At 62.7% G+C, this 20107-nt stretch carries 20 protein-coding genes; 10 read left to right on the top strand and 10 right to left on the bottom strand.

Annotated elements, in window-relative coordinates; all coding sequences use genetic code 11:
• Positions 1–6: 6 nt before the first annotated feature.
• Positions 7–1233: a M20 metallopeptidase family protein gene (locus tag AUR04nite_RS06885; RefSeq protein ID WP_141363599.1), complete on the bottom strand. Its 1227-nt coding sequence runs from the start codon at positions 1231–1233 to the stop codon at positions 7–9.
• A 116-nt stretch (positions 1234–1349) separates the two neighbouring features.
• On the opposite strand from AUR04nite_RS06885, the gene AUR04nite_RS06880 reads away from it, so the two are divergent.
• Positions 1350–2363, top strand: coding sequence for an Lrp/AsnC family transcriptional regulator (locus tag AUR04nite_RS06880; protein WP_141363319.1), 1014 nt, complete (start codon positions 1350–1352; stop codon positions 2361–2363).
• An 8-nt stretch (positions 2364–2371) separates the two neighbouring features.
• Here AUR04nite_RS06880 and AUR04nite_RS06875 read toward each other — a convergent pair whose 3' ends face one another.
• The 5 genes from AUR04nite_RS06875 to AUR04nite_RS06855 all read right to left on the bottom strand — a co-directional run bounded on the left by AUR04nite_RS06875 (position 2372) and on the right by AUR04nite_RS06855 (position 6787).
• Positions 2372–2827 (bottom strand): hypothetical protein, encoded by a 456-nt coding sequence (locus AUR04nite_RS06875; protein ID WP_141363317.1) that lies wholly within the window; start codon positions 2825–2827, stop codon positions 2372–2374.
• 177 nt (positions 2828–3004) lie between these two features.
• Positions 3005–3877: a phosphonate ABC transporter, permease protein PhnE gene (phnE, locus tag AUR04nite_RS06870; protein ID WP_246055424.1), complete on the bottom strand. Its 873-nt coding sequence runs from the start codon at positions 3875–3877 to the stop codon at positions 3005–3007.
• Positions 3874–4635 carry a phosphonate ABC transporter ATP-binding protein gene (locus tag AUR04nite_RS06865; protein ID WP_141363315.1) on the bottom strand — a complete coding sequence of 254 codons (762 nt, stop codon included), beginning with the start codon at positions 4633–4635 and terminating at the stop codon, positions 3874–3876. The genes phnE and AUR04nite_RS06865 overlap by 4 nt, the downstream gene beginning before the upstream one ends.
• Positions 4635–5564, bottom strand: coding sequence for a phosphate/phosphite/phosphonate ABC transporter substrate-binding protein (locus tag AUR04nite_RS06860; protein WP_141363313.1), 930 nt, complete (start codon positions 5562–5564; stop codon positions 4635–4637). Before AUR04nite_RS06860 ends, AUR04nite_RS06865 begins: the two co-directional genes overlap by 1 nt.
• Before the next feature lie 29 nt (positions 5565–5593).
• A complete protein-coding gene (locus tag AUR04nite_RS06855) occupies positions 5594–6787 on the bottom strand; it encodes a TIGR03364 family FAD-dependent oxidoreductase (RefSeq protein ID WP_246055422.1) in 1194 nt (397 codons plus the stop codon).
• A 165-nt stretch (positions 6788–6952) separates the two neighbouring features.
• Here AUR04nite_RS06855 and AUR04nite_RS06850 point away from each other — a divergent pair, with 165 nt between their 5' ends.
• Together AUR04nite_RS06850 and AUR04nite_RS06845 are read left to right on the top strand one after the other, a co-directional pair.
• Positions 6953–7714, top strand: a complete 762-nt coding sequence (locus AUR04nite_RS06850) for a GntR family transcriptional regulator (protein WP_141363309.1) — start codon at positions 6953–6955, stop codon at positions 7712–7714.
• 29 nt (positions 7715–7743) lie between these two features.
• Positions 7744–8433: a phosphonatase-like hydrolase gene (locus AUR04nite_RS06845; RefSeq protein WP_141363307.1), complete on the top strand. Its 690-nt coding sequence runs from the start codon at positions 7744–7746 to the stop codon at positions 8431–8433.
• A gap of 473 nt (positions 8434–8906) precedes the next feature.
• On the opposite strand, the gene AUR04nite_RS06840 is transcribed toward AUR04nite_RS06845, so the two are convergent.
• The 3 genes from AUR04nite_RS06840 to AUR04nite_RS06830 all read right to left on the bottom strand — a co-directional run bounded on the left by AUR04nite_RS06840 (position 8907) and on the right by AUR04nite_RS06830 (position 11409).
• A complete protein-coding gene (locus AUR04nite_RS06840; RefSeq protein ID WP_141363305.1) occupies positions 8907–9611 on the bottom strand; it encodes a DUF3800 domain-containing protein in 705 nt (234 codons plus the stop codon).
• Between the two features lie 252 nt (positions 9612–9863).
• Positions 9864–10688 (bottom strand): helix-turn-helix domain-containing protein, encoded by an 825-nt coding sequence (locus tag AUR04nite_RS06835; RefSeq protein ID WP_141363303.1) that lies wholly within the window; start codon positions 10686–10688, stop codon positions 9864–9866.
• A gap of 34 nt (positions 10689–10722) precedes the next feature.
• Positions 10723–11409, bottom strand: coding sequence for a metal-dependent transcriptional regulator (locus AUR04nite_RS06830; RefSeq protein WP_307723226.1), 687 nt, complete (start codon positions 11407–11409; stop codon positions 10723–10725).
• Between the two features lie 257 nt (positions 11410–11666).
• Here AUR04nite_RS06830 and AUR04nite_RS06825 point away from each other — a divergent pair, with 257 nt between their 5' ends.
• The 7 genes from AUR04nite_RS06825 (at position 11667) to AUR04nite_RS06795 (ending at position 18452) form a co-directional block, all read left to right on the top strand.
• Positions 11667–12728, top strand: coding sequence for a LacI family DNA-binding transcriptional regulator (locus tag AUR04nite_RS06825; protein WP_141363301.1), 1062 nt, complete (start codon positions 11667–11669; stop codon positions 12726–12728).
• On the top strand, positions 12718–14232 hold the full coding sequence (locus AUR04nite_RS06820; protein WP_141363299.1) for a sugar ABC transporter ATP-binding protein: 1515 nt from the start codon (positions 12718–12720) through the stop codon (positions 14230–14232). The genes AUR04nite_RS06825 and AUR04nite_RS06820 overlap by 11 nt, the downstream gene beginning before the upstream one ends.
• Positions 14232–15200, top strand: coding sequence for an ABC transporter permease (locus AUR04nite_RS06815; protein ID WP_141363297.1), 969 nt, complete (start codon positions 14232–14234; stop codon positions 15198–15200). Before AUR04nite_RS06820 ends, AUR04nite_RS06815 begins: the two co-directional genes overlap by 1 nt.
• A 59-nt stretch (positions 15201–15259) precedes the next feature.
• Positions 15260–16201: a substrate-binding domain-containing protein gene (locus AUR04nite_RS06810; RefSeq protein ID WP_141363295.1), complete on the top strand. Its 942-nt coding sequence runs from the start codon at positions 15260–15262 to the stop codon at positions 16199–16201.
• 45 nt (positions 16202–16246) lie between these two features.
• A complete protein-coding gene (locus AUR04nite_RS06805) occupies positions 16247–17155 on the top strand; it encodes a ribokinase (protein ID WP_141363293.1) in 909 nt (302 codons plus the stop codon).
• A gap of 17 nt (positions 17156–17172) precedes the next feature.
• Positions 17173–17556, top strand: a complete 384-nt coding sequence (gene rbsD, locus AUR04nite_RS06800; RefSeq protein WP_141363291.1) for a D-ribose pyranase — start codon at positions 17173–17175, stop codon at positions 17554–17556.
• Positions 17557–17657: 101 nt separating this feature from the next.
• On the top strand, positions 17658–18452 hold the full coding sequence (locus tag AUR04nite_RS06795) for a hypothetical protein (protein WP_141363289.1): 795 nt from the start codon (positions 17658–17660) through the stop codon (positions 18450–18452).
• A gap of 309 nt (positions 18453–18761) precedes the next feature.
• Here the strand turns inward: AUR04nite_RS06795 and AUR04nite_RS06790 are convergent, their stop codons facing one another.
• Entirely contained in the window at positions 18762–20084 is a 1323-nt protein-coding gene (locus AUR04nite_RS06790; protein WP_141363287.1) for an MFS transporter, read from the bottom strand.
• Positions 20085–20107 lie beyond the last annotated feature (23 nt).

Raw genomic sequence — 20107 nt, 5'->3', positions numbered from 1 at the left:
GCCGCCTTAGTGTGCTGAAAGCTCGGTGAGCGAACGGGTAGCGAGGTAGGTGTAGAGCGCGGTGCCCCGGCTGAGCACCGAGTCGTCGAAGTGGGCGTATGGCGAGTGGTTGTACTGCGCGGTTTCGTCGGTTTCGCCGGGAGCCAGTGCCGAGAGGAAGATGAACGCTCCTGGAACTTCTTGCAGGACGCGGGAGAAGTCCTCGGATCCGGTCAGCGGCTGGGCCATTTCGGTGTAGCAGGCATCGCCGAAAAGCTCGATGGCGGCGCTGCGTGCAAAGTTGGTGTTTTCCGCATGGTTGGCGGTTACCGGGTATTCGGGGCGGTAGTCGATCTCCACTTCCAAGCCGTGGGCCTTGGCGATGCCCTGCAGCAGCAGCGGCACCAGGCACTGCAGCTTGTCGTGGGCCTGCGGACTGAACGAGCGGATGGTGGCTTCAAAGTGGGCGGTTTCGGGAATGACATTTCTGGCGTTGCCGGCGTTGAAGACGCCCACGGAGATCACTACCGGGTCGAAGGCGTCAAAGTTTCGGGTGACCATCATCTGCAGGGCGGTGACCATTTCAGCGGCCGCGCCCACCGGGTCCTTGGCCATGAACGGAGCCGAGCCGTGTCCGCCCTTGCCGCGCACGGTCACATACAGGCCGTCCGAGGCGCTCATGATGGCTCCCGGGCGGGACATGATCTCTCCATTGGTGCCGATGCCGCTCATGACGTGGATGCCGTAGGCTACGTCGGCGCGCTTGCCGGCGGCATCCAGCACTCCTTCGCGGATCATGTGCCCTGCACCGTCAAAGCCTTCTTCGCCCGGCTGGAACATCAGCACCACATCTCCTGGCAGCTGCTCCTTACGCTCTGCCAGCAGGGTTGCGGCTCCTGCCAGCATGGCTACGTGCATATCGTGGCCGCAGGCATGCATGGTGTCTCCGGTTTGGGAAGCGTAGTCGACTCCCGTCTTCTCCTTGACCGGCAGCCCGTCCATGTCGCCGCGCAGCAGCACCGTCGGCGCGTTCTCTTTGGCGGCGCCGCCACGGAGCACTGCTGTCACCGAGCTCAGGTCCTTGCCCAGACTCAGCTCGTAGCCCAGGGGCTCCAACCAGTTCAACACCTTTTCCTGGGTTGATGGCAGGTACAGTCCCACCTCCGGCTCCCGGTGCAGGGCATGGCGCAGGTTGCGCACGTCGCCGAAGATTTCCTGTGCGTCATCGGTGATGGACTGGGTGGAGAGAGTCATGGTTTTCCTGCCTGGTAGATCGTCGAGCACTGTGAAGCGGCTCACTGATCAAGTTTGAGTCCAGCTCATAAAAATTCCTGATTTTCAAAGAAAAATTGTGGAAGTACCATTTGAAAATGGGAAAAATTGCAAGCGAGAGTCAAAGCCCGCTGAGCGACGAGGATTTTGAGCTCATCAGCGCCCTGCAGATTTCACCGCGCGCCAAGTGGAGCGAGCTCGGCCCGATCCTCGGCCGCCACCCCTCGACGCTCTCCGCGCGCTGGGAACGGCTGCGCGCACAGAACCTGGTGTGGTGCGTGGGGCATCTGGGCGGACGCCCGGGGCTGAACTGCGCGGCGCTGATCGAGGTTGAAGCGGACCCGGCGCGGATGGAGGAAACCCAGCGGGCACTGTGCGCGCTGCCCGAGGTGCAGTCGGTGGACGGGGCCACGCGCCACGCAGACTTCCGGCTGATCTGCCTGAGCCCCGACTGGCTGACCATGTCGCGCGAGGTGCTGCCCTTGATCAGCGCGGTGCCCGGCGTGCTGCGGATCAAGGTGTCGGTGTGCACCAAGATCTACACCAGCGCCGAACATTTCCACTTTGACGCACTGAACAAGCAGCAAGAACGCGAGCTGAAAAGACTGGCGCCGGCGGTGCATCCGCAGCGCACCATCGTTCCCGATGCATTGTGGCCGTGCCTCGACGTGCTGCAGCGCGACGGCCGCGCCACAGCCAAGCAGATCGCCGAGGTGACAGGGCAGCACCCGGCCACGGTGGCGCGCATGCTGCGCCGGGCCCTGGAATCGGGCATGCTGTTCGTCCGCTGCGAGCTGGCGACGAACTTCTCAGGCGAACCGCTGTTGGTGCAGTGGTTCGCCAGGGTCTCGCGGGATGCGATCGATGCGGTGGCCGACTACCTGATGACGATGCGCAACCTGAGGCTGTGCGTGCAGACCACCGGCGAAGCTAACCTGATCTTCAACATGCAGGTCCGCGACCCGGTGGACATTGCGCAGATCGAGCATCAGCTCATGAGCGCCTTCCCGCACATCGACATCCTCGAAACCTGCGTGGGCATCCGCTCCTTCAAGCGCATGGGATGGATTCTGGACGAGGAAGGTCGCCCGACCGGGGAAGTGGTCGCCTAGCACGGCGGCTAGGTCTTGCGTGTTCTGCGGAAGGCAGCGCGCAGGCAGAAGTACGACAGGCCCAGGCTCAGCAGGCCGAATGCCGAGGTCATCCAGGCGATCGACTGCGGCGGGGTGGTGATCAGGTGCCCGGAGGCTCCGCGCCAGAGTTCCACCTGCTGCCCGATCTGCAGCTCGCCGCCCGTGGCGCACAGCGGGAAGGACTCGGTGATGAGCTGCTGCTGGTCCACATAGTCGACGGTGTATTTCCGCGGCTTGACGCAGCGTCCGAGCGCCGCGTCGGAAGACTGAGCAGTCACCGTGGCCTGGTAGGCCTGCTGTGGGGCTGCGAGTGATGAAAAGACGACTCCCGCGCAGCTGATGGCCACGAACAGTGCGCCGATGCCCAGAAGCCCAAGGAAAATTCTCGCCACCGGTCCGGTGCCCGGTCTGCGAGTCGGCTCTTTGGCGGATTCGGCCTTCATGGATGTCCTTCGCGGTCGGTGAGCGCCAGCGGCGCTTCGCCAGTTAACGCTACAGGGTGACGGCAGTGGTAGGCGATCGCCGAGCCGGTGCCAAGCCGGGCGCCGAGACAGCGGTGCCAAGACAGCGCAGCGGGGACCTCCATCAGGTGGAGGCCCCCGCTGCGTGATGGGGTGCTGCTAGACCGCAAGCTTGCGGCGGATGAAGCCCGAGGCCTGGTCGACGATGATGATCAGCACCAGCACGATGATGATGTGGGTGAGCATGGTGTCGAACTGGAAGGACTTGATCGCCTGGTTGATCAGCAGGCCGATGCCTCCGGCGCCCACCAGGCCCAGCACCAGCGAGGAGCGCACGTTCACGTCGAAGCGGTAGAGCAGCAGCCCGACGAACTGCGGGATGACCAGCGGCAGGGAGCCGTGGGCGATCTGCTGCAGCTTGGAGGCGCCCGCGGTGGACAGCGCCTGCTGCGGACCCTGGTCGGTCTCTTCCATGGACTCGGCCCACAGCTTGCCCATCACGCCGGTGTTGTGGCAGATCAGCGCCAGCACGCCGGCGAAGGGGCCCAGGCCCACCGCGGTGACGAAGATCAGTGCGAACACGATGTCAGGTACGGCGCGGAAGAAGGAGAGGATCGAACGGGAGACTTGGTAGGCCGCCGGGTGCGGGGTGGTGGTGCGCGAGGCGAGCACCGCCAGCACCAGTGCGCTCGGGATGGACAGCGTGGTGCCCAGCAGGCCGATCCACAGGGTCACCAAGGTGGCATCCAGGCCCGGCTTGATGACAGTTTCCCAATCGAGGTTCGGCGGGAAGGCATCGGAGATGAACCGGGCCATGCCCTGCCAGCCGTCCACCAGCAGCGCCGGGTCGAAGTCGGTGCCGGCGAAGGCCAGCACATGCAGCGCCACAATGACTGCCGCGGCGCTGACCCACAGCATGCGCTTGCGCCCGCGGTTCGGATCTACCGGGACGCGCAATGCCGCCGGGGCGCTGGATGCAGTGTTCCAGCTCTTAGCCGCCTTGCCGGCTCGTGGCTCGGTGAGCACGCTCATGCCGCGTTCCTTTCGGGGGAGTACAGGGTGTGAAGGATCTTCTCGTTCAGTTCGGCCACCGGGGCGTTGAAGGCGATGCTGCCGTGCAGCAGCCCGATGGCCCGGTCGGCGTGGCGGATGGCAAGCTCGGGCTGGTGCAGCACTGCTGCCACCGCAAGGTTTTCCTCGTGGGCCAGCTCGGCGAGCAGCGCCATGACGTGTTCGGCGGCGTTCGGGTCGAGCGCGGAGACCGGCTCGTCGGCCAGCAGCACCGCGGCGCGTTGGCACAAGGCGCGGGCAATGGCCACGCGCTGCTGCTGTCCTCCGGAGAGCCGGCCGACCTTCTCCAGTGCGCGGTCCGCCAGGCCCACCCGGTCCAGGCAGGCCATGGCTTCTTCGCGCAGCTGCCGGGAGAAGAACATCGGGGAGACGGAGGCCAGCCCGGAGACCCGGGCCAGGCCGCCGGCGCAGACATTGTCCAGGGCGGTGCGCCGCGGCACCAGGTGGATCTTCTGGAAGACCATGGCCGCAGTGGAGCGGGCCAGGGCCAGCTGGCGCCCGGAGAGCCCTGCCAGCTGCTGGCCGTCCAGCTCGATGCGCCCGGCATCCGGTTCGGCCAGCCCGGCCACGCATTTGAGGGTGGTGGACTTGCCCGAGCCGTTGGCTCCCAGGAATGCCACGAGTTCTCCGCGGTGGACCTGGAAGTCGACGTCGTCCAGCACCGTGCGCCCGTTGTAGGACTTGGCAAGGGAGCTCACGCTCAGTGCAGCCTGCTGCATTAGATGTCCTTCTCGGTCAGGCCCATTTCGCTGGCCAGATCGAACAGCGGCTTATAGGTGTCCTTGGTGACCTCCAGCAGCTGGCCGGCGGGGCTCACGTCAAGGAACTCGCCCACCTGGGCGATGTCTTCCTTGGGCAGGTTCAGCAGCGCCTTCTTCACTGCTTCCTTCAGCGCAGGATCGGCATCCGGGCGAACGGTGATCGGATCGTTAGGAATGGCTTCCGAGGTCCAGACCTGGCGGAAGTCTTCCTTCTTGAAGGTGCCCTCCGCCTCGGCGGTGGCGAGGGTCTGGGTGTTGATCTGGGCCGCGTCGACGGTGCCGTTGGCCAGCGCCAGCAGCGCCTCGGGGTGGCCGCCGGCGTAGTTGATGTTCACCTCCGCCTCCGGGATGCCTGCGGTCTTCAGCGCGTAGCGCGGCAGCACATCTCCGGAGGTGGAGCCGACGCTGCCTAGGGCCAGGTCCTTGCCACGCAGGTCCTCGATGCTCTTGACCGGTGAATCCTTGGGGACCCAGATGCCGGCGGTGTAGGTGCTCAGCTTGCCCTCGGCGGTGCCGAAGGAAGCCAGCGGCTCGGCCCCGGCCTGCTGGCTGGCGAAGACAAAGCCCACCGGGCCGAACTGGCCCAGGTCCAGCTTGCCGTTGCGCATGGCGAGCACCTCTGCCGAGTAGTCCTCCACTACCTGGACCTCGACCTCGCACTTCAGTTCGCGCTCCAGCGCGTCGGCGAGCACGCCATAGGCAGGCTCCAGCTTGGCAGGGGCTTCGAAGGGCTCGATGCCGAACTTGATTGGGCCGTCGGCGCAGTAGGAAGGCGTGGCCTCGGCGGCCGGCTCGGTGCTGCCCTTGGCGGTGCTGGCGCCGCAGGCGGTCATGGCGAGCAGGCCCAGGGACAGGGCTGCCAGGGGAAGGGTGCGGGAAAGCTTCATTGCGAGTTGCTCCAAAAAGTGTAGGGGGACTAGTAGGCCAGCTGGCGGGAATCGGTGAGGCGCTGGGCAACATTTCGCTGCGCCAGGCCGAAGGACAGGGTCATGCCGACGCCGGCGGTCACCGAGACCACGGTGACGCCGTCGGCAACATCGGCGACAAGCAGCGGACCCACCGCGCTGGAGGCATAGATGCCCTGCCAGCGTTCGGCGATGTCCAGCTGCCCGGCGCCCAAGATCTCTTCGATGGCCTCCAGCAGGTGGCTGGAGGTCTTCTCGTTCAGGAAGGGCGTTTGGGTCAGTTCATAGGTGTGAGAATCGCCCAGCAACAGCGAGCCGTCGGGGCGCTGGGTGAACATGATGTTTGCTTCGGCCGCAAGCAGCTGCGGGGATCTGGCGGCGACTTCCTCGCGCAGCTTGGCAGCGGAGGGAACCAGCGTGAACGCTTCGTAGCGCAGCATTGAGGTGGCGGTGAGGATCGCCGGGGACAGATCCAGTTCCGGCTTCGCCTCGGAGCGGGCCATCTGCAGCGCGCAGCGGCGGATCTGGTGGTCGGCGGCCAGCTGCGGGAACAGGTAGTCGACGTCGTGGCCGACGCACACGAAGACCTGGTCCGCCGCGATGCGGCCGCGGCTGGTGTTCACCACGGCCCGGGCCTCTTCTCCGGCGTCAAAGCCCAGCGCACTGGTATTGAACAGCACCTGTCCGCGCGGCTGCGCATCGATCCAGGCGGCCAGCGTGGCCACGGTGGTGCGCGGGTCCACCCGGAGGTCGTCGCGCAGGCGGGCGCCGCCGAGGATTCCCTCGGTGCCGCTGCGCCCCAGGTGGGCGGCGACCTGCTGGGCGCTGAGCAGTTCGACCTGGCCTGCCTCGCGCTCGCCGGAGAGTTCGCGCAGCACCTGAAGCTCGGTCTCGGTGGAGGCGACGACCACCGCACCTGATTCAACAGCCCAGAACCCCGCACGCTGTGCATAGTCGAGCCACAGGCCGCGGCCGTTCTGCGCAATCTCGTAGAGTTCGCCGCTCTGTGCGGTGATGCAGCAGTGGCCGAAGTTGCGCACCGAGGCTCCGACCGCCTGGTGGTCCCTGTCGATGACTGTCACCGAGTAGCCGGCGTCCAGCGCCTGGGCGGCGTGGGCCAGTCCCACAATGCCCGCACCGACGATCAGCACGTCGGTTTTTTCGACGGCGGTTGGCTGCTTGCTGAAGTTGTTTTCGTTCTTCACGGAATCGATCATGCGGGGTGTGGAAAGGGCAATTCAAGCCAGATTGGCACTTGTTTGAACAAGTTTGCCTGAAGTTCAGATTGGGAGATTTCCGTTAACTAAAGCTTCACTTCTTGGCCTGCTAAACCCCTGTGATTGGGGATTTTCCACTTGTATGATCAAGTGGTGACCCAGAATAAGAATCAACCAAAGCATCAGGTGCTGGCGGCCGAATTGCGTGCGCACATCGCCTCCGGCCGCTGGGCCGAGGGTGATCAGCTTCCCAGCGAAGCCGAGCTGTGCCTGCAGTCCAATGCATCGCGGGGAACGGTGCGCCACGCGCTGGCCGCGCTGCGTGCAGAAGGCCTGATTTCCGGCGGGCAGGGCAAGCCTCCGGTGGTGGCCCATGCGGTGAAGTCGCAGTCTTTCTCCACCTTCATGTCATTCACCGAATGGGCCCATTCGGTGGGCCAGGAACCCGGGCAGCGCACCATCGAGCTGGCCAAGCGCACTGCAGGCGAGCAGGTGGCCCAACAGCTGCAGGTCGAAGAGTCGAGCATGGTGGTGCAGGTGCTTCGCCTGCGCCTGCTGGATGGAACCCCTGCAATGATCGAACGCAGCAGCTTTGAACCGGAAGCCGGGCGGCTGCTCTTCGACTTCGACACCGACTCCGGCTCGATCTTCAGCTACCTGCGCGAGCAGGGCATCGACCTGGCCCGCGGCCGGCACATCATCGACGCGGTGGCCGCCGATGCCACAGACAGCGAACTGCTCGGCGTTGCCCAAGGCACCCCGCTGCTGCGCGAGCAGCGCATCACTTCCACCAGCACCGGCGAGGTCCTCGAATACTCCGATGACCGCTACCTGCCGCAGCTGGCGAACTTCACCATTGAAAACACCAGCGAGCACCGGGCGGCCCTGTCGCGGATTCCCAGTGCCGTTGCCTAGCCGCCGATTTCACACAAAAGGAAAACACCATGATTGAACTTGTTGCCTGCGACATGGCAGGAACCACCATCGATGAGCATGCAGACGTCTATCGCGCACTGGCCGACAGCGTCATGGAGACCGGCGTTCAGGTCAGCCCAGAGAACCTGCAGCTGTGGATGGGCGCCGAGAAGCGTGAAGCCATCACGAACCTGATCCAGCTGGGCGGGGGAGTTGCCGAGGAGAAGCTGGTGGACACGACCTTCGACAGGTTCCGCCAGCTGCTGCTTTCCTACTACGAGGCCAACCCGCCGGTGGCGCTGCCAGGGGTGGTGGAAGCATTTGAGAAGCTGAAGAAGCAGGGAATCAAGATTGCATTGACCACAGGTTTCTCCCGCGATGTGGCCAGCGTGCTGCTGGAAGAACTGGGCTGGAAGACCGGAGAAGGCGAACTGCTGGATGCGGTGGTGACAGCAGACGAAGTGGCAGCAGGACGTCCAGCTCCCTACATGATTCACCGCGTGATGGAGCTGACCGGAGTTCGCGATGTTACCTGGGTGATCGCCGCCGGCGACACCGTGAACGACCTGCAGGCCGCCACCAATGCAGGTGTGAAGGCGGTGGGCGTGCTTACCGGAAAGCTGGGACGCGAAGACCTTGAGCGCTTCGACCACGACGTCATCCTCGACGGCGTACACCAACTGCCTGAGTACATTTCGCACCTGGCGGTGAAGGCCTAGCTAGAGGCTGTCTGCGTCAGCGGGAGAAAATCGCCTGCTCAGTTCTTCAGACCCACTTTGAGGGACTGAGTAGGCGCGATGCTGGCAATTGCGCGAATGTTCACACCTGCTTCACAGACCTATCCGTCGGCAAGCTCTTTGACGGATCCGGGTCTCAGGGGAATATGGAAAATATGGAAGCAGTGACTCTTCGGCTCTGTAGCGGAAGGGACTTGCCGAATTCAGCTCAATAGAACCTCTTTGTTGAAGTCAACAGCCCTATATCAAGCGATGCATTGGTTCGCCATTTGGAAGCGCTGTGGCACGGGGGCAATGAAACCAATGAGCTGCATGAACTCGGATAGTGCTAGGCTGCTCGGTGCTCAGACTTGACAGGACTCGACAGTTTGATTTTAGCGTGTATTCGCATGTATAGTTTGACTTGCAGACCCCCCTCATACACTTGAGATCATGGGGGTCTAGCTGTTTAACCGCTAGATTTCACGTGGAAATCGGCTCGGATCCCGTTCTGATAAGTAACTCGGATACCACTCTTGGGCAAATCGATTTTTAGAGTGCTGATCGATGAAAGCATTGGCGCTCCACGCTACGAGGTCTGCCATTTGAACCAACTGGGAATTTTTCGAATCGAGATGGATTGCATCCTCAATCACGTGCCTTTTGCTAAGCTCCAGGCTTCGGTGGGTGTCTTTATACGAACTGTCGCTGCCATCCCCGTCCATGACGATCATTGCTAGTGACTCAGATTTTTCGAGCTCTAGCTCAAATATGTTTATGAGTGACTTGTAGGTTGCTGATCTCGTCTGTGCCAGATCCTGTGGTGTCCCTCTTCTGTAGACAGAACCAAGTCGTAGTCCCTCGGTGGACCGCAGAGTCTCCAGACATTCAAGAGCGACTTCCCTGCCGAGGTCTTTCCAGTACTTATTTCCCTCGTGAACAAATCGGTCTGGCATTTTGGTAGAAATGCGTCCGCGACCGTTGGCATATTCAGTGGTGTGCAGTTCCTGAGTTACTGGGATGTTGTATTCTCGCCATAATCTTTTGCGTAGGTCGAGCCAATTCCGAAGCACTGAGGACCAATGGTCCGGCTGAAACTCAATCCATCCGTAGATCACTAACCCACTTTGTGGATGTCCGGAATCATCTATATAGATAAGTCGATCTAAAGGCAAAGGCACTTACCTAGTGTAATTCTCAGCTGGAACCGTGCCTATGCGGCTTCTCTGAAAAGCTATTCGTTAATTGAGCAAGCGGCAATGCTTGGCAGTCCCGAGCAACGTGTGGCGACCAATAGCGAGACGGTGCATTGGCCCAGAAGAGCAATCCATGAAGTGGCCATAATGCCGCGATCCGGCTAGAGGTGTGGACTAGGTTGCTTGAAGCCGGTTGAAAGGTTTGCCCAGCAGCCGCTCTGAAATCTTGTCTAGTGACTAGGAATCGTCCGAATCCACCACTCTCTTCGCGATGTCCAAGGCTACGTCAGCAAGTTCATTGCCTAAGGAAAAGCCATCGATGAGAGCTTGTACAGGCGAAACGAAATTGATTCGCTCGTGAGTGAAAGAATGTTGAAAAAGTGCCGGCGTGGCCTGAGCAATGATTGCAGTCGCAGTTGATGCTGACCGTGCGGGAACCATTGAATCCCTGAGCATGGAAGTGGCCCTCGCTGCGTCTTCTGCCCAGAGTATGTGAGGACCCGAAAGCTTCTTTGCTGCCCCTAATTCCAAATGCGCCTTGCCGGAAAGAGCCCACGAGCCGCCACTGGCATCTCCCGCAGACGCGAGGCGCAGCGGCCTCACATCACCGCGCAGATAGGTGCTGGGAGAAGAAAGATGGAGTAGCCCGCTACTCCGACCTGCAGCCTTCAAGAGATCGACAGATGTGCGAAAACCAGCACGTTCGAAACGCTTGATCCATTCATCTGCTTTGTGTTGATGATCTGGAGAAAAGCCGATTTCAAGCAACATCCTCGCGGCCTGGGCCGCATTCGGGTCGCAAAGAGGCCGTACTTGTACATCGAAGTCGAGCCCGCAGGCGATCGCTAGCTCGCGTAAAGTGCCCAGCTGTGGATCAGTTTGTTGATTCTGGATGCGATGAATTGTCGAAAGAGATGCTCCAGACAATGCCGATACAGCTGACTTCGTCAGGCCTGACCTGCGCACCCAGTCGTTGATATGAGGGCTTTCCATATATGGAATGATACTAAAAACCATTCCATATATGGAATAGCTAACATTCAATAACTCTTCGCTGACCAATAGGCAAAGTGTCTTCTGGTCCAGCGGATCTGTATCAAGATTGAAGCGAAACCCACACCGAGCTCGTGGCTCGGATGCCCAGCCGCAATGGCTCCTTGGTCGAATCTGCCTGGATCTCGAGGGTATCGGAGAACGGATCTCCGGCAGTGATCTGCAGCTGTGCGCCGACGGTGATTCCCTGTTCCAGGAAATACTGCAGCAGGTCAGAGTCGTCGTCTGAAATTCGCTCGACCACCACCCGCGAACCGTCTTTGACATGCGCCAACTGGATGGCCTGCGGAATGGCCACTTCGCCGCTGGCGGTGGGGATCGGATCGCCGTGCGGGTCGCGGGTCGGGTATTCCAAGAGCTCGTCGATGCGCTCGATCATGAAGTCGGAGACCGCATGCTCCAGCTGCTCGGCCTCGTCATGCACCTGCTCCCAACCGTAGTTGAGCATCTGCACCAGGAAAGTCTCGATCAAGCGGTGGCGGCGGACCATGGCCACCGCGTATTCGCGGCCGATGTCGGTGAGGCTGACGGCGCCGTAGGGTGCATGGTCCAGCAGTCCCTGCTGACGCAGCTTTGTCAGGGCGCCGGAGACGGTGGAGAGCTTCATGCCCGACTTGCTGGCAATCACGCTGGCGGTGACTGGCTCATCGGACCATTCATTCAAGCCATAGATGATCTTGAGGTAGTTCTGCGCGCTGTCTGAAAGCTGGTTAACCGACACATCAACCATGATAGTCATCCTTGCGTGTGCCTGCGGGCAGCTGCGGCAGGCGAACGGGATCCTGGAAACCTTAAATCTGACTTATTCTGCGTTGCGCAACTCATGGGCTTAAGAACTCCTTGTGGGGCCATGGATTTTTAGGTCGCGGAAGCCTCCTGTCGAGCGCCCGAGGCGTTGGTTGTTGACATCGTGAAGCGCGTGGGGAAAACTATGTAATCGATTCCATGGAATCGATTACATAGTGAAGCAAAGGGGCTTTTCTAACGATGAATGCCATCACGATCAAAGACGTGGCCAAGGCTGCCGGAGTATCCTCCGCCACCGCCTCGCGCGTGCTTTCTGGTCATCCGGCAACCTCGCCTGCTTCCCGCGCCAAGGTGGAAGCCGCCGCCAAAGAATTGGGATTCGTTCCCAACGCCCAGGCCCGCTCCCTGCGCTCCACCAAAACAGACACCATCGCGCTGCTGATCTCCGATGTGCGCAACCCCTACTTCTCCGACCTAGCCCACGCCGTGGAGCAGCAGGCCCACGCCGAAGGCATTATGACATTCATCGGCAACGCCAACGAAGACTCCGCCCAGCAGGACGATTTCCTGGCGGCCATGCTCTCGCGCCGCGTCGACGGGCTGATCATGGTGCCCCAGGGGCTGGGCGAAGACGCCGAGCGCCCCAGCGGCATGCTGCAGCGGCTGATCGCTTCAGGCACCCCGGTGGTGTTCGTCGACCGCAGCCTGGCCGGAGTCCAGGTTCCCTCGATCACCGCCTCCAGTACCGAGGCCTTGAACGAGGCCATCGCCACGCTCAAGCACCTGGGGCACGAGAAGATCGCCTTCATCGGCGGCCCGGACCACGCCTCCACCGCCCGCGAACGCCACCGCGCCTTCGACGCGGCGCTGGAAGCCAACGGCCTGGACATCGATGAGAGCCTGCACTTCGCCGGCGACTTCAAGGCAGGCTCCGGCGCCCGCGGCGCGCGCTGGCTGCTGGATCACCCGGCGGCCCCCACGGCGGTGGTCATCGCCGACGCCCCCATGGCCATCGGCGCGCTGACCGTCTGGCGGGAAGCGGGGGTGGCGATCGGACAGGAGCTCTCGGTGATCACCTTCGACGAGGTGGACGCGATGCTCATGCACGACCCGCCGATTTCAACGATCAGCCACGACTTGTCAGGCATGGGCCGGGCTGCGGTCGCCGCGCTCACAGCGGTGATGGCAGGCCAGAGTCCGGAGCCAGAAGAATTTATCAGCCACTTCACCCAGCGAGAATCCCTGTCACGGGCGCGAACCGGTGCAGCAAAGATGGAAGGAACGCCCACCCATGAGTCATGATGCTTTGCTCGTGCTGAAGAACGTCAGCAAGTCATTCGGCCCGGTCACCGTCATCGACGACGTCACCGTCGAGGTCCGCGCGGGCCAGGTCTCGGTGCTGCTCGGCGAGAACGGCGCCGGCAAGTCCACCCTGATCAAGATGATTGCCGGGGTGCACGAACCGGACTCCGGGCAGATCCTGCTGGACGGCAGCCCGGTGAAGATCCCCGACACCAAGGCCTCCGAGGCGCTGGGCATCGCCACCATCCACCAGGAGCTGAACCTGGTGCCCTCGATGAGCATCGCGGAGAACATCACCCTGGGCCGCGTCCCGCGCCGCTTCGGCATCATCAACCGCAGGGCCATGCGGCAGATCGCCCGCGAGGCGCTCGACAAGCTGGGGCTGAACCTTGATGTGGACACCAAGGTCGGCGAGCTGGGCCTGGCCCAGCAGCAGCTGGTGGAGATCGCCAAGGCGCTCTCGCTGGACGCCCGCGTGCTGGTTCTCGACGAGCCCACCGCGGCGCTGACCAAGGCGGAGATCGCCCACCTGTTCGCCGTGGTGCGCAGCCTGAAAACCCAGGGCGTGGGCATGGTGTTCATCAGCCATCACCTGGACGAGATCGCTGAGATCGGCGACTTCGTTAACGTGCTGCGCGATGGCAAGTTCATCGCCACCGTCCCGGCGGACACCGAAGAGAACGAACTGGTGCGCCTGATGGTAGGCCGCGACATCGACGAGCAGTTCCCGCGCGTGGCCCAGGAACCTGGATCCCAGCCGCTGCTGAGCGTTCAGAACCTCTCCGAGGGCATGCTGCAGAACGTCTCGCTGAGCGTGCGCCCCGGCGAGGTCGTGGCGCTGGCGGGTCTGATGGGCGCTGGGCGCACCGAGCTGATCCGCGCGATCGCCGGGGCCGACAAGTACTCCTCAGGCACCGTGCTGGTTTCCGGCAAGAAGCTGCCCAGCTTCGACGTGGCGGCCGCCACCCGGGCCGGGGTGGGGCACGTGCCCGAAGACCGCAAGACCCAGGGCCTGGTGCTGGACGCTTCGGTGGCGGAGAACATCGGCTACGCGACCATGGCCGCCACCTCCCGCGGCGGCCTGGTGGACCGCAAGGGCCAGCGCGAACGGGCGCAGCAGGTGGCAGAACGCCTGCGCATCCGCATGGGCAGCATCGACGCCCCGATCCGCTCGCTGTCCGGCGGCAACCAGCAGAAGGCGGTGTTCGGCCGCTGGTTCACCGCCGGGGCCAAGGTGCTGCTGCTGGACGAGCCGACCCGCGGCGTGGACGTGGGCGCCAAGGTCGAAATCTACGAACTGATCAACGAAATCACCGCCTCTGGCGGCTGCGTGCTGATGGCCTCCAGCGAACTGCCGGAAGTGCTGGGCATGTCGGACCGGGTGCTGGTGATGAGCCAGGGCCGGATCGCCGGGGAGATCCCCACCGCGCAGGCCACCCAGGATTCCATCATGGCGCTGGCCGTGAGCAATGTGCACCGCGAGAACGAAATGGAAGAGAACTAATGAGCAGCACAGCTATTGCCCCGAAGAAGGGCTTCGACGTCAAGGCATTCCTTGCCAACAACGGCGCCCTGGTGGGCCTGGTGGTGCTGTGCCTGGCACTGTTCATCGCCACCCCGCGCTTCTTGACCGGGCCGAACCTGCTGAACATCGGCATCCAGGTCTCCACCATCGCGGTGATGGCCTATGGCATGACCTTCGTGATCGTCGCCGCCGGCATCGACCTGTCCGTCGGCTCGGTCGCGGCCCTGTCAGCCATGGCCTCCTCCTACTGGATCACCACCGCCGGCCTGCCCGATGCGCTGTCCATCCCGGTGGGCCTTGCGGTGGGCGCGGCCTGCGGCTGGGTTACCGGCGCAATGAGCGCCTACGGCAAGCTGCCGACCTTCATTTCCTCGCTGGCCATGCTCACCGTGGTGCGCGGCCTGACCCTGGTGATCTCCGACGGCCGCCCCATCTCCACCGGCGCCTCGGTGTCCTGGCTGGGCGGGGACCTGGGCGTGGTCCCGGTGCCGATTATCATCCTGGTGGTTTCCGGCCTGATCGCCGCCTTTGTGCTGAACCGCACCGTCATCGGCAAGAACGCCTTCGCCGTGGGCGGCAACACCGAGGCTGCCCGCCTTTCAGGCATCCCGGTCAAGCGCGTGCTGGTCACCGTGTTCGTGATCTCCGGCGTCTTCGCCGCCCTGTCAGGCATGATCCTGGCAGGCCGCCTGGACTCAGCCCAGCCCACCCTGGCCTCCGGCTATGAGCTGGATGCCATCGCCGCGGTGGTCATCGGCGGCGCCTCGCTCTCCGGCGGCGTCGGACGCATCTCCGGCACCCTGATCGGTGCGCTGGTGCTCGCGGTGATCCGCAACGGCCTGAACCTGCTCTCGGTTTCAGCCTTCTGGCAGCAGGTAGTCATCGGCGCGGTGATCGCCATCGCCGTGGGCTTCGACGTGCTGCGCCGCAAGAACGTCCGCCACTAAATACCCCGCCAGTCATTACCCCGCTCATCAACACCCCACCCGTTCAAAGGAGAACCCCCATGAAGAGCATCGTGCGCAAGACCGCAGCCGTATCCATGTCCCTGGCCATGATCGCCGGCCTGGCAGCCTGCAACCGCGGCACCGACGCCGCCGCCGACGGAGCCCAGGTCACCCTGGCAGTCTCCACCCTGAACAACCCGTTCTTCGTCGACCTGCGCGACGGCGCCCAGGCCGAGGCAGACGCCCTGGGCGTGAAGCTCTCGGTGGTCGACGCCCAGAACGACTCCGCCACCCAGGCTAACCAGCTGGCCACCGCCGCCACCAACGGCGCGCAGGGCGTGATCATCAACGCGGTGGACACCGAAACCGCAGAAGCCGGCTTGGCGCCGGTAGTGAAGGCCAACCTGCCGATCGTTGCCGTGGACCGCTCCGTGGGCAACACCAAGATCGCCTCCTTCGTGGCCAGCGACAATGTGGCTGGCGGCGAGCAGGCTGCGAAGGCACTGGCTGATTCGCTGGACGGCAAGGGCAAGATCATCGTGCTCGAGGGCGTCCCCGGCGCCTCCGCCACCAACGAGCGCGGCGAGGGCTTCACCAAGGGCTTGGCAGGCTACCCGGACATCAAGGTCGTCTCCAAGCAGACCGCGAACTTCGACCGCGCCGAGGCGCTGGACGTGGTCACCAACCTGATGCAGTCCAACCCGGACGCCGCCGGCGTGCTGGCAATGAACGACGAGATGGCCCTGGGCGCCATCCAGGCGCTGGGCGCCAAGGCCGGCAAGGACGTGAAGGTGGTCGGCTTTGACGGCACCGAAGACGGCTTCAAGGCAGTGAAGGACGGCACCCTGCTGGCCACCATCGCGCAGAACCCGGAAGAGCTGGGCAAGCAGTCGGTGCAGCTGATGAGCAAGGCAGTGGCTGGCGAAGAGGTCGAATCCAACGTCCAGGTGGCAGTTGACACCGTGGATTCGAAGAACATCGCCGAGTACGCAAAGAACTAGCACCCATCCACCGCCCCGCCGGGCGCAGCAGCTAAGGAAGAACTCATGGAACAGCCCCTGGAGCAGCCCCAGGTCACCGTCGTCGGATCCAGCAATGTCGACATCACCGCGCTGATGGACCGCCTGCCGGCCCCCGGGGAAACGGTTCTTGCAGATTCCTACCAGCTCACTCCCGGCGGCAAGGGCGCCAACCAGGCGCTGGCCGCCGCCCTGGCAGGGGCGCGCACCGAATTCATCGGGGCCGTCGGCCAAGATCCGAATGCACAGATCGCCCTGGAACAGCTGGACGCCGCCGGCGTGCAGCTGGGCCGGGTGGCCCGGGTCCCGGAGAACACCGGGGTGGCGATCATCCAGGTGGATGCCGGCGCGGAGAACTGCATCGCGGTGGTCCCCGGCGCCAACGCGAGCGTGGATGCCGCAGCGGTGAAGGCCGCCGGCGAACTGCACGGCATCCTGGTGCTGCAGGGGGAGATCCCTGCCTCCGGCATCGGCGCCGCGATCGACGCGGCCGCCGAGAGGGTGGTACTGAACCTGGCTCCGGTGATCGAACTGGAGCGCCGGTACCTGCTGGCGGCCAACCCGCTGGTGGCCAATGAGCACGAGGCGGCGCTGATCCTCGCGCAGCTGGACGGCGCAGACCAGCCGGTTGACGAGCCTGAGGAGGCCATCGCCGCCAAGCTGCTGGCCCACGGCATCGCCTCGGTGGTCATCACCCTGGGAGCCAATGGCTGCCTGGTGGCAGAGGGCGGCACGGTGCAGCAGCTGCCGGCGGTGAAGGTCAAGGCGGTGGACACCACCGGCGCCGGGGACGCCTTCACCGGCGCCCTGGCCGCGCGCCTTGCCGCCGGGGACACCCTGGTGCAGGCGGCTGGCTTCGCCGGAAAATTCGCCGCGCTGACGGTGCAGGGCCACGGGGCCCAGGCCTCCTACCCGCGCAGCGTGGACAACCTCTAAAGAAAGACCGCACCACAGTGCTGAAAACCGACATCCTCAACGCTCCGCTGCTTGCCGCCTTGGCAACCCTGGGGCACACCGACACAGTGATCATCGCCGACTACGGCCTGCCGCTGCCGGCTGGCACCCCGGTGGTCGACCTGGCGCTGGTCAAGGGCCAGCTGTCCTTCACCGCGGTGCTCGACGTGCTGGCCCGCAACCTGGTCATCGAGCACAGCACCCTGGCCTCTGAAGCCAAGGGCACCGCAGTGTACGGCTGGTGCACCGAGGCCGGGTTGGAGCCAGGCTTCATCAGCCACGAAGAGCTCAAGGCGCAGATCACCAACGCCAAGCTGGTGGTCCGCACCGGCGAGGCCACCGCCTACGCCAATGTGATCCTGCGCAGCGGGGTGCCCTTCTAGCATCTAGAATTGAATGTCTTGATATATGAGATTGTCATTAGCTTGATAATGGTGTAATTGATTGTTTGGCCGATACGGTTTTTTGCCGTATAAATTATCTAATGAGTGGTAAAAATAGGTCGAAGGCTAAAGGTCGAACGAGTAGTTCTAAGAGGCTTGGTTCTGATAATGAAACTAGTCGGGTCGACAGTCAGTTAACCAAAACTAGATGGCGTCTCTTCTGGGAGCATCCGGCGTGGTCGGCTTTGAGTGCAATTGCGGCTGTCGGAGCTATTGTGTGCTCTTTTATGGTAGTGCAGTACGCGCGTGACGTGGAAGATCGCGCGAATCATGCCAGTCTGTCGCCAGAGTGGAAAGTTCGCTACAACAAGCCGGGTAGCTGGGATCTGATTTGGACTCTTCGGAATAATGGGCCTGGAACAGCGCATGATATTCAAATGGAATATTCGGGAACGAATTTTCTTTGTGGAACTATTGAAATTCCAGTGGATGGTGTCCGTGAGTCTGATGGTAAAGACGCATGGTTGAGTGGCGCAGATTGCGTAGGTGGTATTGAAATTACGGAAGCGAAAGATGCATCTCCCACTGCTTATCCTGGATTGCATATCAGAGAAATAGAAAATGCGGCACTGAATAAAGATCTTGGTCTTTATTCTGCCGTAGTGCGTGAACTCGCACCAGGTGAGATGGTTGAAATCATATTCTCCTTTAAAGTTCATTCGGAGCTTAACGGGAAACTATTGACTGACTTTGAAAAATTAATTCACAAAGAAAATTTGCAAGCGGAGGACGTTCGAGGACTTATGGAGTTTTTTCGTTCTCCGAGTGTGAGTGGGGCTAACAGCTCAGTTGAAGGTATTTCCTATAGTGTAATTAGACTTCAATCAGCTACTTAGCGGTATGTTCTCTATGGTCAATTGTATGGATTCAGTCTTCAAAACTCTGCTTTGCTTCGAAGACTGCCCAATTCGCTCGAAGTAGCTTGGTTTCCGATTAGGAGACTGATGCGGTCTCGCGGTGCTAATGCCCAGACGATCATTTGGTGATTAGAGACGTATTTTCAAAGTCATGCTCGAGCCACCGCCTACGCCAATGTGATCCTGCGCAGCGGAGTGCCCTTCTAGCAGGCGCACCGCCTGCGCGGATTAACCACATGATGCCTTGAACTGCGGCAAACGCAGTTCAAGGCATCATGGCTTTAATGGCTAGTTCTTGCCTGGCTTCTTGGCGGGGTCGAACTGCAGGAAGAACGAGGCGGCAACCGCCGCCAGCAGCAGAACCACCGCGAACCACAGGCCCGCCAGCGGGTTGCCGGTAGCGCTTTCGGCAAAGCCCATGACCGTCGGCCCGAAGAACCCGCCGGTGATGCCCACGGTGTTCATCAGCGCCAGGCCGGTGGCAAGGGTCAGGCCGCCAAGCCGGTTGCCCGGGACCGAGAACATGATCGGCTGCACCACGAACCAGAACAGGCCTGCCAGCGCGAAGCCCACCATGCCCAGCACCGGGCCACCGATGACTCCCACGACGGTGCCCACGGTCATGGCCAGCAGGCCCACGGTGACCGCGCGCTTGGTGCGGTTCGGGGTCTTGGTGGCCTGTGGGGTGATGAACAGCGCGCCCAGGGCGCCGAAGAACCATGGAATGGCTGCCAGCGAACCGATCAGCCAGGTAGCCATTGCGGTTTCCGAGGCCTTGGCGATGATGCTGGGCAGGAAGTAGGTGACCGAGTACAGCGAAATCTGGTGGGCCAGGTTGATGAAGATCGCAAACATCACCGTGCGGTCCTTGAAGATGCCCATGAAGGATCGGGTGCCGGAGGCGGCCAGGGACTCGGCTTCCTCGCGCGCCAGGCGCTCGGTGATCTCCGTGGCTTCTTCAGCCGTCAGCCATTTGGCGTTCTGCGGCTTGTTCGGCAGCATCAGCAGGATGACCGGGGAGAGCAGCACCGCGGGGATGGCCTCGATGATGAACATCCACTGCCAGCCGTGCAGCCCGCCCATGCCGTCCAGCTGCAGCAGCACGCCGCCCAGCGGGCCGCCGATGATGCTGGCGATGCAGGCGCCGACCAGGAAGTAGCCGTTGGCGCGGGCCCTCATGTCCCTGCCGAACCAATAGGTCAGGTACAGCATGACCCCGGGGAAGAGGCCTGCCTCGGCGGCGCCGAGCAGGATGCGCAGGATGTAGAAGCTCGCCTCGTTGTTCACCAGTGCCATGCAGCCGGAGATGACGCCCCAGGTGATCATGATGCGGAAGATCCATGCCCGGGCGCCGACCTTGTGCATGATCATGTTGCTCGGGATTTCCAGGGCCGCGTAGGCCAGGAAGAACAGTCCGGCACCTAGGCCGTAGGCGGCGGCAGAGAGCCCGAGGTCGGCTTCCAGCCGGTCCTTGGCCATGGAGATGTTCGTGCGGTCCAGGAAGGAAATGACGTAGACGAGCATGAGCAGCGGCATGAGCCGGCGCATGATCTTGGTGTTGACTGCCGCAACGCTGCGAGCGGAGGCTGTCGGGGTATTGACGGTGTTCATTGGTGACTCCATTGTCGAAGAAG

Source organism: Glutamicibacter uratoxydans (assembly GCF_006539925.1).
Lineage (GTDB): Bacteria > Actinomycetota > Actinomycetes > Actinomycetales > Micrococcaceae > Glutamicibacter > Glutamicibacter uratoxydans.
This window is presented reverse-complemented; position numbering and strand designations above follow the sequence as displayed.